The sequence below is a fragment of the Sphingomonas sp. 28-62-20 genome, from assembly GCF_002281505.1.
Genome location: NZ_NCGH01000026.1, coordinates 82171 through 98890 on the forward strand (window position 1 = coordinate 82171; position 16720 = coordinate 98890).

The 16720-nt window shown below is 63.0% G+C and carries 14 protein-coding genes, 1 tRNA gene and 1 pseudogene; 5 read left to right on the top strand and 11 right to left on the bottom strand.

Translation table 11 applies throughout. The features are described 5' to 3' along the window. Together B7Y43_RS17270 and B7Y43_RS17275 are read left to right on the top strand one after the other, a co-directional pair. Positions 1–3174 (top strand): efflux RND transporter permease subunit, encoded by a 3174-nt coding sequence (locus tag B7Y43_RS17270; RefSeq protein ID WP_374132917.1) that lies wholly within the window; start codon positions 1–3, stop codon positions 3172–3174. Continuing rightward, positions 3171–4652 carry an efflux transporter outer membrane subunit gene (locus B7Y43_RS17275; RefSeq protein WP_374132918.1) on the top strand — a complete coding sequence of 494 codons (1482 nt, stop codon included), beginning with the start codon at positions 3171–3173 and terminating at the stop codon, positions 4650–4652. The genes B7Y43_RS17270 and B7Y43_RS17275 overlap by 4 nt, the downstream gene beginning before the upstream one ends. Here B7Y43_RS17275 and B7Y43_RS17280 read toward each other — a convergent pair. The 5 genes from B7Y43_RS17280 to B7Y43_RS17300 form a co-directional block, all read right to left on the bottom strand. Then, positions 4624–7941, bottom strand: coding sequence for an error-prone DNA polymerase (locus B7Y43_RS17280; RefSeq protein ID WP_374132919.1), 3318 nt, complete (start codon positions 7939–7941; stop codon positions 4624–4626). The two genes, B7Y43_RS17275 and B7Y43_RS17280, sit on opposite strands and share 29 nt — an antisense overlap. A 555-nt stretch (positions 7942–8496) precedes the next feature. Beyond that, on the bottom strand, positions 8497–9960 hold the full coding sequence (locus tag B7Y43_RS17285; RefSeq protein ID WP_374132934.1) for a DNA polymerase Y family protein: 1464 nt from the start codon (positions 9958–9960) through the stop codon (positions 8497–8499). Continuing rightward, positions 9938–10723: an ImuA family protein gene (locus B7Y43_RS17290; protein ID WP_374132920.1), complete on the bottom strand. Its 786-nt coding sequence runs from the start codon at positions 10721–10723 to the stop codon at positions 9938–9940. Before B7Y43_RS17290 ends, B7Y43_RS17285 begins: the two co-directional genes overlap by 23 nt. A gap of 173 nt (positions 10724–10896) precedes the next feature. Further along, positions 10897–10971, bottom strand: a tRNA-Gln gene (locus tag B7Y43_RS17295). Between the two features lie 77 nt (positions 10972–11048). Next, on the bottom strand, positions 11049–12167 hold the full coding sequence (locus tag B7Y43_RS17300; protein WP_374132921.1) for a branched-chain amino acid aminotransferase: 1119 nt from the start codon (positions 12165–12167) through the stop codon (positions 11049–11051). A 60-nt stretch (positions 12168–12227) separates the two neighbouring features. On the opposite strand from B7Y43_RS17300, the gene B7Y43_RS17305 reads away from it, so the two are divergent. Next, positions 12228–12716 (top strand): MarR family winged helix-turn-helix transcriptional regulator, encoded by a 489-nt coding sequence (locus B7Y43_RS17305; protein ID WP_374132922.1) that lies wholly within the window; start codon positions 12228–12230, stop codon positions 12714–12716. On the opposite strand, the gene proC is transcribed toward B7Y43_RS17305, so the two are convergent. The 5 genes from proC to B7Y43_RS17330 all read right to left on the bottom strand — a co-directional run bounded on the left by proC (position 12713) and on the right by B7Y43_RS17330 (position 15874). Further along, complete coding sequence (gene proC, locus B7Y43_RS17310) at positions 12713–13510, bottom strand: pyrroline-5-carboxylate reductase (RefSeq protein WP_374132923.1); 798 nt, start codon at positions 13508–13510, stop codon at positions 12713–12715. The two genes, B7Y43_RS17305 and proC, sit on opposite strands and share 4 nt — an antisense overlap. After that, complete coding sequence (locus B7Y43_RS17315) at positions 13507–13962, bottom strand: YbjN domain-containing protein (protein WP_374132935.1); 456 nt, start codon at positions 13960–13962, stop codon at positions 13507–13509. The genes proC and B7Y43_RS17315 overlap by 4 nt, the downstream gene beginning before the upstream one ends. A gap of 170 nt (positions 13963–14132) precedes the next feature. After that, entirely contained in the window at positions 14133–14426 is a 294-nt protein-coding gene (locus B7Y43_RS17320) for an accessory factor UbiK family protein (RefSeq protein ID WP_374132924.1), read from the bottom strand. 19 nt (positions 14427–14445) lie between these two features. Beyond that, on the bottom strand, positions 14446–15006 hold the full coding sequence (locus B7Y43_RS17325) for a TspO/MBR family protein (protein WP_374132925.1): 561 nt from the start codon (positions 15004–15006) through the stop codon (positions 14446–14448). A gap of 115 nt (positions 15007–15121) precedes the next feature. Further along, a complete protein-coding gene (locus tag B7Y43_RS17330; RefSeq protein WP_374132926.1) occupies positions 15122–15874 on the bottom strand; it encodes a TlyA family RNA methyltransferase in 753 nt (250 codons plus the stop codon). A 77-nt stretch (positions 15875–15951) separates the two neighbouring features. Between B7Y43_RS17330 and B7Y43_RS17335 the strand changes: the two genes are divergently transcribed. Next, the gene (locus tag B7Y43_RS17335; protein WP_374132927.1) at positions 15952–16170 is read left to right on the top strand and encodes a hypothetical protein; all 219 of its coding nucleotides are present in this window, start codon (positions 15952–15954) and stop codon (positions 16168–16170) included. After that, positions 16154–16423, top strand: a complete 270-nt coding sequence (locus B7Y43_RS17340; RefSeq protein ID WP_374132928.1) for a type II toxin-antitoxin system RelE/ParE family toxin — start codon at positions 16154–16156, stop codon at positions 16421–16423. Before B7Y43_RS17335 ends, B7Y43_RS17340 begins: the two co-directional genes overlap by 17 nt. Positions 16424–16494: 71 nt before the next feature. On the opposite strand, the pseudogene B7Y43_RS17345 reads toward B7Y43_RS17340, so the two are convergent. After that, positions 16495–16720: pseudogene (locus B7Y43_RS17345) on the bottom strand (1-deoxy-D-xylulose-5-phosphate synthase); the annotation flags it as partial.

Below are 16720 nucleotides of genomic sequence, written 5' to 3' on the forward strand. Positions count from 1 at the left end.
ATGATTTCCCGCATCTTCATCGATCGGCCGATCTTTGCCTGGGTGATTGCGATCATCATCATGCTGGCGGGTGTCGGTGCGATCCTGACACTGCCGATCGAGCAATATCCCGATGTGGCGCCGCCCCAGGTCAACATCCGGGCGAGCTATCCCGGCGCTTCAGCGGAAACGCTGGAAAACAGCGTAACGCAGATCATTGAGCAACAGCTGACCGGGATCGACGGGCTGCTCTATTTCAGCTCGACGTCCAGTTCGCGGGGGCAGGTGAGCATTTCGGTCACCTTCGAAAAGGGCATCGACCCAGACATTGCCCAGGTGCAGGTGCAGAACAAGGTGCAGCAGGCGATCTCGCGCCTGCCCCAGCAGGTTCAGCAACAGGGGCTGAGTGTCACCAAATCCAATCCCGATTTCCTGATGATCTTTGCGATCTATGACACAACCGATCAGGCGACCAATCAGGATGTTTCCGATTATCTCGTCTCGACCTTACAAGATCCCATCGCGCGGCTGCCCGGCGTTGGCGACACCAATGTGTTCGGCGCGCAATATGCCATGCGGATCTGGCTGAACCCCGAACGGCTGACCGCTTATGCGCTCCAGCCCGGCGACATCATCGCCGCGATCCAGGCGCAGAATACCGAAGTTGCCGCCGGTGAAATCGGCGGGCAGCCGATGCCGGATACGCAAATGCTCAGCGCCACTGTCAAAGCGCAGTCGCGGCTGAGTACACCTGCCCAATTCGCCAACATCATCGTTAAATCCGCGCGCAATGGATCGGTTGTGAAGCTATCCGATGTTGCCAGGGTGGAATTGGGCGCGGAGAATTATACGACACGCAGCCGCATCAATGGCCATCCCGGCGCGGGCTTTGCCGTTTCGCTTGCCCCAGGGTCTGATGCGCTGAAAACCGCCGAGCTCGTCAAGGCAAAGGTGGCAGAGCTGACCCGCGCACTGCCGCCCGGCTATGCCGTCGCCTACCCGTCGGACAGCACGTTGTTCATCAAAGTGTCGGTCGAAGAAGTGGTCTGGACGCTGATCGAGGCGATCATCCTGGTCGTCATTGTCATGTTCGTCTTCCTGCAGAACTGGCGCGCAACGCTGATCCCGACGATCGCTGTGCCCGTGGTGCTGCTCGGTACCTTCGGGATTTTTTACCTTGTCGGCTTTTCCATCAACACGCTGACGCTGTTCGGGCTGGTGCTGGCGATCGGTCTGCTGGTCGATGATGCCATTGTCGTGGTCGAAAATGTCGAGCGGCTGATGGACGAATATCCGGAAATGAGCCCGCGTGAGGCGACGATCAAGTCGATGGATGAGATCACGATCGCCCTGATTGCTATCGCGCTCGTGCTGTCGGCGGTGTTTCTGCCGATGGCGTTTTTCGGCGGATCAACTGGCGTTATCTATCGCCAGTTTTCGATCACGATCATTTCAGCAATGGTGCTCTCCGTCGTCGTCGCCTTGGTGCTGACCCCGGCGCTCACCGCCACGCTGCTGCGCCGCCGCGCTGATGAGAAGCAGGATGGCTGGTTCGCCCAGCGCACTGCGGGGGCACGCCTTTGGTTCAATACGGGCTTCGAACGGATGGTCGATCGCTATGCCGGTAGTGTCGAAAAAGTCGTCGATCGGAAATTCCTCTTCCTGTTAATCTATGCCGGGGTCGCTGCGCTGCTGATCCTGATGTTCGTGCGGTTGCCAACCGGCTTCCTGCCTAATGAGGATCAAGGCGGCGCGCGGGTGCAATTCACCTTGCCGCCAGGAGCTACCCAGCCGCGCACCGTCGCGGTTCAAAAGGCGATTGAGCGCTATTTCCTCAACGACGAAGCCGCCAATCTAAAGGCGATGCTGACCGTCAGCGGCGGCGGTGGAGGCGGGGCGGCCGGCCAGAATGAAGGGCGCGGCTTTATTGCGTTCAAGGATTGGGACGAACGAACGGGCAAGGCCAATACCGCAGATGCCATCACTGCACGTGCCGCCAAGGCGTTTGCCGGCTTCCGCGATGCGCGCGTCAATGTGCTGGTACCGGGCGCCATTCGCGGGCTAGGCCAGTCGAGCGGTTTCACGCTCGAACTGCTCAACAGTGGCAACCTGTCACGGGAGGCGTTCAAGGAAGCGCGCGACAAATTGTTCGCCGAAGCCGATGCCGACCCCGTGCTTGCCCAGCTTCGCTTGACCGATTTGGACGACCAGCCGACGCTTGATGTCGACCTTGATCAGCAGAAACTGCAAGTGCTCGGGCTCAGCCAGACTGACGTCAACAATACGCTCGCTACCGCCTGGGGCGGGCGGTACGTCAATGACTTTACCGATCGTGGCCGGGTGAAGCGCGTCTATGTCCAGGGCGACGCCCCCTATCGGTCGCGCCCGGAGGATCTGTCGCAATGGCGTGTCCGTGCCGCCGACGGATCAATGACGCCCTTTTCGTCCTTTGCCCGGACAAGCTGGTCGGCGGCCCCGCCCTCGCTGGCGCGTTTCATGGGGGTGTCATCCTATGAATTTTCCGGCCAGGCTGCACCGGGCAGAAGTTCGGGCGAAGCGATGGACCGGATAGCCAAGCTTGCCGCCAAATATCCCGGCACAACTGTCGCGTGGAGCGGGCTTTCTTACCAGGAACGGCTGACGTCGGGACAAGCCCCGTTGCTCTATGGCCTGTCCCTTCTTGTCGTTTTTCTGTGCCTCGCCGCGCTGTATGAAAGCTGGACGATCCCGGTCGCGGTGCTGCTGATCATTCCGCTCGGGCTGGTTGGCGCAGTATTCTTCGTCACACTGCGCGGGCTGCAGAATGACGTTTATTTGCAAATCGGGCTGCTGACGACGATGGGCCTCGCCGCCAAAAACGCGATTTTGATGATCGAATTTGCCGAACAAGCCGAAAAAAAGGGCAAGCGGGTGATCGTCGCCGCGATTGAGGCCGCACGGCTGCGGCTGCGCCCGATCCTGATGACCAGCCTGGCCTTCATCTTCGGCGTATTGCCGCTGGCGATTTCAACGGGCGCGGGCGCGAATAGCCGTATCGCGATCGGCACATCGGTGATCGGCGGGATGCTGACCGCGACGGTGCTGGCGATCTTCTACATTCCGCTGTTCTTCGTGCTCGTCCGCCGCACCACCCGCGACACGCTGAAGCGCTTGCATCACGAACCCAAGGCACCGCCGAGCGAGGCAGGGATATGATAGATCGCCGGCTATCGATCACGCTGCTGTTGCCGCTCGGGGCCTGTTCAATGGTGCCCACCTATCAGCGCCCTGCCCTACCCGTGCCGACCGCGCTGCCAACTGGCGCGGCCTATGGCGAGCCCAGCCCCAATAGTGCCGATGCGGCGCTGCCATCACTGCCCTATCGCGACGTTTTCCGCGATCCCCGGCTGCAAGCCGTGATCGATCAGGCGCTCACCAATAACCGCGATTTGCGCATTGCAGCCGCCAATATCGAGATCGCGCGCGCCCAATATCGCGCCCAGCGCGCCGAGCAGCTGCCGCTGATCAACAGCAACAATAGCGTCAATATCGTCGATGCCGGTACCGGTCGGACGAATATCGGCGGCTCACCAGTCACGGGCGGTCAGCGCACCAATTATGCGCTGAATTTAGGCCTGACCCAGTTCGAGATCGACATTTTCGGGCGACTAGCAGCGTTGAGCGAGGCGGATCAGGCGCGTTATTTTGCCAGCGATGTCGGCGCGCGAGCGACCCGGCTGGCGCTGATCGGCGATATCGCGACTGCCTGGCTGCAATATGCCACCGATAAAAGCCTGCTGAGCGTTGCCCAGCAAACCGTCGATAATGCCGGTGCCAGCGTCAAGCTGATCAAGGCGCGGTTGGATGGCGGCATCGCACCACGCACTGATCTGGCCCAAGCCGAGACCGTGCTGGCAACCGCGCAGTCGGACCAGGCCCAGCAACTGACGGCGCTGGCGCAGGATATCAACGCGCTGCAATTGCTGGTCGGCGCGCCAATCGATACCGCGCTGCTCCCCGGATCGATTGCTGAGGCCGCTAACGGTATTGGCGACGCCCCGGCCACGCTGGAATCGACAATATTGTTGCGCCGGCCCGATGTCGTTCAGGCAGAATATCAGCTGCGCGCCGCCAATGCCGAAGTCGGCGCGGCGCGCGCGGCACTGTTTCCGCGGCTGTCGTTGACGTTGCTGGCCGGGCTCGGCTCCAACGGCCTGTCGCAGCTCTTCACGACGCGCGCTTTCAACTATTCGGCCACGCCCGGGGTCAGCTATCCGTTGTTCGCGGGCGGGCGCAACAAGGCGGCGCTGGCGCAAGCGCGCGCGCAACTTGATGTGGCCGTAGCGGTTTATGAACGATCGATCCAGATTGCGTTTCGCGAAGTTGCCGATGCGCTGGCGCGGCGCGGGACGATCGACGATCAATTGGGCGCGCAGCAGCGGCTCGCCCAAGCAACGGCGGTCTCGTTGCGGCTGACCGATGCGCGCTATCGCGGTGGGATCGACAGCTTCCTCGCCAATCTTGATGCGCAGCGTTCGGCCTATCAGGCACAACGCTCGCTCGCGCAGACGCAATTGGTGGCGGCGGCGAACCGGGTGACGCTGTATCGGGTGCTAGGCGGCGATGCGTTGACCGATATGGGACCAAAAGGGCCAGTGCCCGCGATCAATGAAAGTCCCGCGACTTCGGAATGATCCGCACGTTGCGCGGGTGACTGCCGCGCGGCTGCGCATTGTGCGGGATCTTGCCACGCGGATGCTGGGGGTTGTCGAACTCGTCGGCGCGTGAACGTTCAACTGGCGTCTCGCCACGTTCTGATAGCGTATCGAGCATCGTAGTCCGGTCGATGATCCGGCTCGCCATCAAATGCACCACGCCCTCAACGCTACGCTGCAATTGCCCCTCGACCAGCATCAGCCGCGACGCCATCACGTGCCGCCTGAAAATCTCGAACTGCCGCGCCCAGAGCACGACATTGGTGACGCCGGTTTCGTCCTCGATCGTGATGAAAATCGCATTGCCCTTGCCCGGCCGCTGGCGAACCAGCACGATCCCGGCGGTACGGACGCGGGTATCGTTCTTCGCGGCACTTGTCTCGGCACAGCTCAATATCCCCTCGGCGCGCAATTCCTCGCGCAGAAACGCCATCGGATGCGCCTTCAGCGACAGCCGCGTCATCTGATAATCGGCGACGACATGCTCGGCGGGCGACATGATGGGCAGCGCGGTGTCCTGCTCCTCGCCCAGCTCACGCGCGCGGGCAGCGGCGAAGAGCGGCAACTCGCCGGTCGGGGTACGCCGCACCTCCCATAACGCCTCGCGCCGGTCGAGTGCGATCGAGCGAAACGCATCGGCATCGGCTAGCAAGCGCAATGCACGTTGCGGCAGGTGCGCGCGGCGGGCGAGGTCTTCGATCGAGGTGAAGGGCGCCGCGGGGCGGGCGCGGACGATAGCCTCGGCCCATTCCTGCCGGAAGCCGGTGATCTGGCGGTAGCCGAGGCGGAGCGACTGGCCCGTATCCTCCAACCCATTATCCCACCCGCTCGCCGCCACGTCGATCCCACGCACCGCCACCCCATGTTCGCGCGCATCGCGGACGATCTGGGCGGGCGCGTAAAAGCCCATCGGCTGCGAATTGAGCAACGCACAGGCGAATACCGCCGGATGATGGCATTTGATCCATGACGACACATAGACCAGCCGCGCAAACGCCAGCGCATGGCTTTCGGGAAAACCATAGCTGCCAAAGCCCTTGATCTGTTCAAAGCAACGCCGCGCGAAATCGGCCTCATAGCCCCGCGCGACCATGCCGCCGACCATCTTCTCCTCGAAAAGCTCCATCCCGCCGGCATGACGGAATGTCGCCATCGACTTGCGCAGCCGGTTGGCCTCGTCGGGGGTGAATTTGGCCGCGACGATGGCCAGCTTCATCGCCTGTTCCTGGAACAGCGGCACGCCGAAGGTCTTGCCGAGCAAGTCACGCAATTCATTGGCCGGGCCATGTTCGGGGCTTGGCGAAGGATATTCCACCTTCTCGCGCCCCGACCTGCGGCGCAGGTAAGGATGCACCATATCGCCCTGGATAGGCCCCGGCCGGACGATCGCGACCTGGATGACGAGATCATAGAGCTCGCGCGGTTTAAGGCGCGGCAGCATGTTGATCTGGGCACGGCTTTCGACCTGGAACACGCCAATGCTGTCGCCCTTGCATAGCATGTCATACACTGCCGGATCATCGGCCGGAATGCTGTCGAGCTGGTGATCGGCCAGCCCCTCCGCGCGCAGCATCTCGAAACTTTTCTGGATGCAGGTCAGCATGCCAAGCGCCAGCACATCGACCTTCATCAGCCCGAGCGCGTCGATATCGTCCTTATCCCATTCGATGAAGGTACGGTCGGCCATCGCGGCATTGTGGATCGGCACCAGTTCGTCGAGCCGCCCCTGGGTGAGCACAAACCCGCCGACATGCTGCGACAGATGGCGGGGGAAATGCAGCAACTGATCGACCAGCGTTTTCAGCCGCAGCATCGCCGGATCGTCGAGGCTGAACCCGGTTTCAGCGAAGCGCTTCTCCTCCATCGCGCTGGCATAGCTGCCCCAGACGGTGCTGCTGATCCGCGTCGTCACATCCTCGGTAAAGCCGAGCACCTTGCCAACCTCGCGCACCGCGCTGCGCGGGCGGTAATGGATGACGGTCGCGGCGATCCCGGCATGGTCGCGACCGTAACGCGCATAGATATGCTGCATCACCTCCTCGCGGCGTTCATGCTCGAAATCGACATCGATATCGGGCGGCTCGTCACGCTCGGACGACACGAAGCGCGAGAAGAGCAGGTCATATTTCATCGGATCAACCGAGGTGATGCCGAGCAGGAAACACACCACTGAATTGGCCGCCGAGCCGCGCCCCTGGCACAGGATCGGCGGGTCGACTGAGCGGGCGAACTTGACCATCTCGTACACGGTCAGGAAATAATAGGCGTAGTTGCGCTCGTGGATCAGATCGAACTCTTCATAGAGCAGCCGGCAGAGCTTCCCGGGCAGCGCGCCGGGGTAGCGGGCTTGCGCGGCGATCAGAACGATGTGCTGGAGCCAGGCTTGCGCAGTCCAGCCATCGGGGACGGGCTCGTGCGGATATTCATAGCGGAGCTGGTCAAGCGAAAAGTGGATTTGGCTGATGAGATTGGCGCTCTCGGCGATCGCCTGCGGGTAATCGCGGAACAGCCGGGCCATGTCGTCGGGGCTTTTCAGGTGGCGCTCGGCATTGGCCTCGAGCAATTTGCCGGCGGCGGCGATCGTCGTTTTATTGAGGATGCAGCTCAGCACATCATGCAGCGGCCGCGCCGCCGGGCTGGCGTAGAGCGCATCATTGGTCGCGATCATCGGCACGCCGAGCTTGGCGGCCAGCGCCGCCCGCCGCGTCAGCATCCGCCGATCACGACCGCCATAGGGCATCCGCGCGGCGAGCCAGACGCGGTCAGGCGCGGCCTTCAACAGCCAGCGCAGGCGATCCACACCCCCGCTTCCCTGGCGCAGGCGGGGGTCCAGTGCGTCAACCGGCACATTCTCCTCGGCGACAAAACTCGTCTCGGGCAGGATGATCAGCAGCAGGTCGTCGGCATGCGCGATCAGGTCGCTCAAGGCGAGCAGGCACCCGCCCTTCACCGCGCGCCGATTGCCCAGCGTCAGCAATCGGCACAACCGCCCCCAGCCATGCCGGGTTGCGGGGTAGGCGACGATATCGGGGGTGCCATCGGCAAAGACGAGCCTGGCGCCGACGACGAGTTTGAAGGCGATATCGGGGGTTTTTTCCATCGCCTCCCTCACCGCAACATGCGCGCGGACGACCCCGGCGACGGTGTTGCGATCGGCAATGCCGATGCCCGATTGGCCGAGCGCGATGGCTTCGGCGACCATCTCCTCCGGGTGCGATGCACCGCGCAGGAAGGAATAGTTGGTGGCGGTGACGAGGTCAGCGAACATTGGTTTTTTAGAAGAAGAAGGGTGGTTCGCGCGGAGGCGCGGAGGCGCGGAGGGGGTACGCGGCTTGGCGATGGCGCTTTGTGATCATCAGGGGGCGGTGCTTGCTGCAGCCGAAATTGAAAGCCCGCGAAGCGGGCAGAAAATCTTCCGCCCGAAACTTGCAGAGCGACGCTGCACCCTGGCGCACCCCCTCCGCGTCTCCGCGCCTCCGCGCGAAAATCTCTTCGCTCTGCGGAGCGTCCCGCCGGGCATGATCCCTGGCGATGACGGTTTCGACAAATAACGATTTAGAAGGGGGTTCGCGCAGAGGCGCAGAGGCGCGGAGGGGGTGCGCGGCTTGGCGATGGCCCTTTGTTAGCTTCAGAGGGCGGTGATTGCTGCAGCTGATATTAAAAGCCCGCGAAGCGGGCAGGACAGCTTTCGCCCGAAACTTGCAGTGCAAGGCTGCCCCCAGGCGCACCCCCTCCGCGTCTCCGCGCCTCCGCGCGAACCCAATTCCATTCAAGCCAGTGAGGTGCCTTATCGGCACCAAGGCCCGCCCCCCACCAACCCCACTCACGCGAATAACCCGTGCATGTACCAGCCCGGGTTGACCTTCTCGGTCCCGTACAGCCCATGCCGGAAAATCCAGAAGCGCCGCCCGCGCGCATCCTCGACCCTATAATAATCACGCGTCAGCCCTCCCCCCAATCCTGAAGGACCACCCGCCCGCTTCCACCATTCCGCTGCGATCCGTTCTGGCCCCTCGAAGCGCGTCACTTCGTGCAGCGTGCGCCGCCAGCGGAAGCGGTGCGGCGGGCCGTCGGGGACTTCGGCAATCACCTCGATCACTTGCGGCGGATCAAACAGGTGAATCGGGCGCAAGGGTGGCTCCCCCGCTTCGGGTTCAGACCAGGGCGCCGGTTCGGGCGCATCGATCGCGGGCAGTGCGAGCGTCGCCTGCTCGGGGATATGTGTGTCCTTCGCCCGCAGCCGTCGAAAATGCCCACGCCCCACCCGCGTGCTCAGCCGGTCGATCAGCGCGGTCAGCTCGCCAGACGCCACCGCCCCGCCCTCAAGCTGCAACTGCGTCGGCGCGAGCGGCTCCAGTACCGGCACCGCCAGCCGGATCAGATCGAAGCCGAAACCGGGATCGATCGGGTCGTTCAAGGACTCGATCCGCTCAGCAAACAGCCGCATCACCACCTTGGGATCGCGCAGCGGCAGGCTCACCTCAATGCCCAGATCGCGTACCATCCCATCACTGCGATACAGCCGCACAGCGAAACGCCTGCCGCCCTTGTGCTGTTCGAGCATCGCCGCCGCCGCTTCCCCCGCCAGCTCACCCAGCACCGCCAGCGCATAATCGGTCTGCGCGATCGGCTCGGCAAAGCGGCGTTCGAACAACAGCGCCGGTTCGGCGCGGCGGGGCGAGATGCGGCTGTCCGATTTGCCGAGCAGCCGTGCCAGCATATCGGTCGTCTCCGCGCCGAACCGCGCCGCAAGCGGTGCGCTCGGACGGCCCGCGAGATCACCGATCATCTTCAGCCCTGCCCGCCGCAGCGCTAATTCGGTCTCGTCATCAGCGCGCAGTGCGGCGATGGGCAGGCGCAATATGGCGGCCTTTTCATCGGTGGCTGGCACCGACTGGTAGCGCGCCAGCGCCTGCGCCGCCTCAGGCGTGCTCGCCAGCGCATAGCGCAACTGCATCCCGGCCCGCCCCGCCCAATGCTCGACATCCTCCACCAGACCGGCCTCGCCATCCTTATGCGGGCAGCCGGTGATATCGAGCGTCAGCGCCGCCTCATCGAGCGCAACCATCGGCGTGAAGCGATCACAACTATCGGCCAGCCGATCGAGCAAAAGCTGATCGGCAACCGGATCATCATCGACCGCGAGCAGATCGGGCACCCGCGCCCGCGCATCGGCAAGCGCGAGGCCCAGATGCGCGCGCGCTGCCTCATCCGCTGCGACAATCCGCATCGCGCCGCGCTGTTTCTGGGTGAAGACAACGCCGTCAGCCGGTGCGAGATTGCCCATCCGTCGCCAGCGATCCGCCGCCAGATAGGGGAACCACAGCGCGAGAAAGCGCCGCTTCCCGGAAGATGCCTTGGTCACGATCCCACTCCATTTCCCACTGTCGATCGGCACTGCCGCCACGCTGGCGCAAAAGGCGCACCGACAATGTCGGGTATCCAGGAGCCTCTGCCTCCAGCGGCACCGCCGCGGCAGAGGCAACCGACCAGCGTGTTTGTGCCGCGCTTGGCCCCGGTTCGGCATCGGCGCGCAGCATCAGCACCGTGACGCCCGATGCTTCGGCCGCCACCGCCAGCCGTCGGCTCGCGGTAAGATCGAGTACGCGCGGGTTCTTCCACAATTCGATCACCGCAACATCGATATCGGGGCAACGCACCACCTCCGCCGCCACCCGGAGCAGCCCCAACGCATCATCCATCACCCCCAAAATCACCCGCCCCGGATCAATGCCCAGTTCGGCAAGTCCCGGCGCATGCAGGCACCCCCCCCGCGCCTCCGCCGCCCTTTCGCGCAGCCAGAAGATCGTCGCGCCAGGTCGCGCCAGCTGCATGCCAAGCATCGCCGCAAAACCAGCCGCGCTGCCGCCATCATCGATCGTTTCAGCAAAAATCTCATGCAGCCGCGCGCGCATGATCCCGCCGCCAATCGCCGCATCGACAGCGTCATGCCCCATCGGCACCACCACCGGCGCATCGCGCGCGCGCGCGCGTTCTACGTCCGCTATACGGGCGCGCAGCATCCTGATCGTCTCGGGCGAATCATGCATAATTGTTCCTGTTATGTTCTAATTCGGCGCATGCCAATGCCGAGTCAAGCGGCACAGCGCGAAACCTGATCAAACGCCCCAAGCCAAAGCCGCAGGCTACAGGAAGCTAATGATAAAATGCTGTCCCCAGAGCGGTGCCGGGATCTCTGGCCAAGAACGCTTGCCAAGACCGCTGGCTGGGGCGGCAGGGTTCGAACCTGCGAATGGCGGCATCAAAAGCCGCTGCCTTACCACTTGGCGACGCCCCAGCAGAGCGGGAGGCTTTAGGGGCAGATGGTGCGGGTGAAAAGGGGCAAGCGACGCTCTTTACCCCAAATCGTCATTTTCAATCGATGCGGTCTACCCAGCCATAGGGATCGGGCGCGGTGCCGCGCTGAATTGCCGTCAATGTTTGGCTGATACTCTGGGTCAGCTGACCCGGGCCACCGCTACCGATCACAAATTCATTTTCACCCAGCGTCATCCGGCCGATTGGCGTCACCACAGCGGCGGTGCCGCAGGCAAAGGCCTCGACCAGCCTTCCGCTCGCTGCATCGGCCTGGCACTGATCGATCGCATAGGGCGTCTCTGCCACCGTCAGGCCACGATCGCGCGCCAGCTGGATGATCGAATCGCGCGTGATGCCCGCCAGGATCGTGCCCCCCAAAGGCGGCGTCCTGATCGATCCGTCATCGAACACGAAAAAGATGTTCATGCCGCCCAGTTCCTCAATCCAGCGGCGTTCGACCGCATCGAGGAACAGCACTTGATCATGGCCTCGCCGGGTCGCCTCGGTCTGCGCCACCAGGCTGGCCGCATAATTGCCACCGCATTTCGCCGCCCCGGTGCCGCCGGGGGCCGAGCGCGTAAATTCCTGCGACACCCATAACGACACCGCCGGAGCCTCACCCTTGAAATAGGCGCCGACTGACGAGGCGATCACGGCATAGATATATTCAGCCGAGGGTTTGACGCCCAGAAACACCTCGGTCGCGATCATGAATGGGCGCAGATAGAGCGATCCACCCTCAATCGGCGGAATCCAGTCGCGCTCGACCTTCACCAGCCGCCTGACCGATTCGAGGAACAACTCCTCGGGCAGCGGCACCATCGCCATGCGTTCAGCAGAAGCACGAAAGCGCCGGGCATTCGCCCGGGGGCGGAACAGCGCCGTGCCGCCATCGGGCAGGCGATACGCCTTCATCCCTTCGAAGATTTCCTGCGCATAATGCAGCACGCCGGCGGCGGGATCCATTTGAAAGGGCGCGCGTGGGCAAATCTGCGCGTCATACCACCCCTGGGCCTCGCTATAGCGGATCGTCGCCATATGATCAGTGAAGACGCGCCCGAAACCGGGATTTTCCAGCCGCGCCGCGCGCTCGGCGGGGGGCGTCGGCGACGGGTGCGGCAACTCGACGAAGCGCAGCTGGCCCGGCATGTCGCTGGTCGTCTGGTCGAGCATCATCCTCACCGCCTAAATTTTCAGGGCTTGACCCCTCTATGGAAGGCGGCAAAGTTGGTCAACATGGCTGCCCCACCGCCCTCCGCATCGCCGCTCTTTCTGCGCGAATCAGAAGTGCGGCGCGGCATTGAACTGCTCTATTTCGGCTATAGCAACCTTACCCGTGCTGCTGATCAGGGCCTGGCGACGCAGGGGCTTGGCCGTGCCCATCACCGCGTGCTGTATTTCGTCGCGCGCCAGCCCGATCTAACGGTGAGCCAGTTGCTTGGCTTACTCGCGATCACCAAACAATCGCTTGGTCGCGTACTGTCCGAACTCGCCGAACGCCAGTTGGTCGAGGTACGCCCCGGCGATCGTGATCGCCGCCAACGCTTGTTGCGGCTGACGCCCACTGGCCAAGCGCTGGAGGCCGAGTTGTTCGATCGGCTGCGTGCAAAACTGTCTACCGCCTATACCAGCGCCGGGCAGCATTCGGTTGGCGGCTTCTGGGCAGTGCTTGAAGGGCTGATCCCAGACGAGGACAAGGCGCGGGTCGCGGCGCTCAGGGATTAACGCGCCGCCGCCGCCATCTCGGCATTGCGCCTCGTCGATGCCGCCAGCGTCTCACTGATCAGGCGGAACAGCGCCTTATCCTTATCGAGCACATTGAGCCCTTCGCGGGTTGAACCACCGGGGCTGGCAACTCGATCAGCGAGCGTGGCGGGCGGGGCGTCGGCACCTGCCGCGAGCAGCCCTGCCCCTTCTACCGTCGCCAGCGCCAGCCGCGCGGCTTGATCAGCGGGCAGGCCCAGCGCAGCACCGGCCGCAGCAAGGGCATCGATAAAGCGATAGACAAAACCTGGCCCGCTGCCGGCCAGCGCCGTCACCGTATCGAACAAGGCCGCATCGACCCATTCGACCAACCCGAGCGGTGCCATCAGCGCAGCAACGCCCGCGCGGGTGGCTTCATCGGCGTTGTCTGTGTGCAGGGCGACCACGCCCTTGCCGATGCCGACGGGCAAATTGGGCATCGCGCGGACAATCGCCCCAGCGCTGAAACGGCGCGCCAGTGCCGCCTCCTCAACCCCTGCCAGAATTGACAGCAAGATCGGCACGCCATCCAGCCGTGCGCCCCACTGCGCCGCAATGTCGTCAAGCTGCTGTGGCTTCACCGCCAGCATCACCAGATCGGGGAGTGGCCCATCGGGCAGCGATCGGGCCTGGCGAACCCCCGCTGGCAGATCGCGATCGCTTCGGTTGACGACATCGACCTGATCGGCGGCAACAGCGCCACTGGCGATCCATTGGCGAAGCATCGCCCCGCCCATATTGCCGCAGCCGATCAACCAGAGCCGCTTTGGGGTCACGCCTCGCCCTGGGTCTCAGTGAGCGCAGCGGCGAGCGCTTCCTTGGGGCTCTTGCCGCCCCACATCACAAATTGGAACACGGGATAGAAGCGCTCACATTCGTCGATCGCCGATTCAATCAGCAATTCGGCCGCCGCCAGCGACAAGGTGCCGCCATCATCGGCATCGATCAGCGCGGCATGGCGATACAGCAAGATGCCGCTCGACGACCAAAGCTCGAAATGGCCAACCCAAAGCTGTTCGTTGACCAGCCCCATCGCTTCATAAACGGCGCTGCGCCGTTCGTCGGTCACGCGGATATCGGGGAAGGCCAGAAATTGCAGGACGCTGTCTTCCTCACGCCATAGCGCGCGCAGCTCATATTCAGTCCAGCTGCCCTTCACATGGGCAACCACCTCGTCATCCTGGCGTTCATGCGTCCAGCCATGGGCCGCAAAATAGCTTTCCAGCATATCGATCGGCGCTGCATCCTCGCGCTCGTCATCGGCTTCGTGAAGCGTCACTTAATCAATCCTTGCCAACGCACCTGTCGCCTGATGGTGCGTGCCAATATGCCCGGCGATCGGCAAGGCTGGGCGCCCGCCGGGTAACAGAAATCTGTGGACAATATTGGCGTCGCCAATCAGGCGGCGCCCGACGACTTCTTGGTCTTGGCAGGGGCCGACGCGGCTGGCTTTGCAGCGGCTTCGAGCGCGTCGAGCCGGGCGCGCAGCGCTTCGGCTTCGTCGCGGGCCGCCGCTGCCATCGCCTTGACCGCCTCAAATTCATCGCGCGAAACGAATTCAAGCCCGCCAATCCATTCCTTGGCGCGGGCGCGGGCGCTCTGTTCAGCCTCACGGCCAACACCGGCGAGCGTGCCAGCGGCCCCGTTCACAAATTTGGCGAAGTCATCAAACAGGCGATTTTCGGATTGCATCGTGAATTCCCCGATTCGGTCAGCGAATGATTTGGGTACTCGTCGACGATGGCACAAGGGTTTCCGCGCCAGGATTAAGCTCACCGATCATATAAGTGAGATAACCTGCAAAGACGATCCAGCCCAGATACGGCACCATCAGCAGCCCCGCCCCCGTCCTGATCCGGCCAAAGGCAATCATCGTTGCAAAGGTCAGCGCGAACATTGCGCCAAGCGTGATCAGCGACCAGAAAATCTGGTGGGCACCAAAAAATAGCGGCGTCCAGACCAGGTTGGTGGCCATCTGTGCGGCAAACAAGGCCACTGCTGCCCCCCGCATCGTCGATCCGCGTGCGTGGATAACCATCGCCAGCGCCAGCCCGATCAGCACGTAAATGACGATCCAGGCGACCGGGAATGCCCAATCGGGTGGGGTTTCAGCTGGCTTGACCAGGGCTGCATACCAACGATTGGCCGATCCGGTCGGCACACTCCGCGCCGACGTAAAGCCCAATAACAGGATGAACGGCACCGTCACGACCGCCCACCGCATAAACGCCAGTCGAAGCTGCTGCTTCGATGCAATTTCTCTCACACCCATTCCTTCACGACTATATGTCCGGGCAACTGGCCAAAATCCAGCACGAGACATATTCGGACATCTTTCGTGCCGCCAAATCAGCGGATCGGCAAGCACCGATAGGTACCTTAATAGGTTAAATTGACACTTCGTCGGTGATCCGATGCGCGGCAAGCAGGAATTCAACATTCCCTTCTGGCCCGGTAATCGGGCTTTGGCTGATGCCATCGACCCGCCAGCCCTGATCTGTGAACCAGCCTGCTGCCGCATCGCACACGCGCAGGTGAATGGCGGGATCGCGCACGACGCCCCCCTTGCCCACCTCTTCGCGCCCTGCCTCGAACTGCGGCTTGACCAGCACCAGGGCACGCGCATCGGCCCTGGCAAAGGTCAGCGGCACCGCCAGCACCTTGGCGAGCGCAATGAAGCTGGCATCGCAGACGATCAGATCAACCGGCTCGGGGATATGCACCGCCGTCAGGATGCGCGCGCTGGTCTGTTCATGGACGATGACGCGGTCGTCCTGGCGAAGCTTCCATGCGAGCTGGTTGGTCCCGCTGTCGACCGCATAGACACGCCGAGCGCCCCGGCTGAGCAGCACATCAGTAAAGCCGCCGGTTGACGACCCGACATCGATCGCAACCGCGCCAGTCACATCCCAGTCAAAATGATCGAGCCCATGCGCCAACTTCACCCCGCCGCGCGATACCCAAGGATGGTCGCGCCCCTTGACCTCAATGGTGGCGTCATCGGGCACGGTCTGCCCGGACTTTTCGATCTTGCGGTCGCCGGCAAAGACCAGCCCCGCCATCACCAACGCCTGCGCCCGCGTCCGGCTCTCGGCCAGGCCACGGTCGACGAGGAGTTGATCGATGCGGATTTTGGACACCTGTCCAGCCTAGCCGCGAAAACCCCCGTTGTCAGTCTGCGCCAATGACTTTATGTTTGGTGCGAAAGGTTCCTCGCATGGACGCCCTCAATCTTGATCCCGAACTTGAAGCACGCTTGACCGCGATAGTCGCCGAAACCGGCAAGACAAAAGTGTTTCACATCGAAGCCGCGCTCGCCGATTATCTCGACGACCTGGAAGACCAGGCCCTGGCCGAGGAAGGGATGCGCGATTATGATTCGGCACAGAATGTCCCGCTCGACGTTGTAAAGCGCGATCTTGGCCTGGACAGTTGAGGTAGCGCCACGCGCTCGGAAGGCATTGGGCAAGCTCGATCGGCAAGTTGCCAACCGCATCATCGCGATGCTCGAAGACATCTCGGCGCTCGAAGACCCGCGCATTCGTGGTCATGCCCTGACTGGCAAGTTCCTGGGGCTTTGGCGCTACCGTGTCGGCGACTGGCGCGTCATCGTGAAGATTGAGGAGGGACGGCTAGTGATCGTCGTCGTTGCAGTCGGCAACCGACGCGATGTGTATCGCGACAAATAAAGTCAGGAACGCCGAAATATCGTTGATTTCTTGTCGTGATTGAATGCCGCATTTGCCGCTTCACAAAAGGCTCACGCCCGCACTTCTCCGACGGCTTCTTCGTTCCAGCGGAGCGCCTTTAGCACGGCGTCAATGATCGCGTCAGCGTCGAGTTTTGCCTCGGCGTATTGGAGTTCGGGCTTGTCGTGGTCCTGGAAAATGTCGGGCAGGCGCAAGGTGCGCAGTTTCAGCCCGGCGTCGATCAGCCCGCTGTCGCTGGCATAAGTCAGGACGTGGGCGCCGAGGCCCCCGACCGCG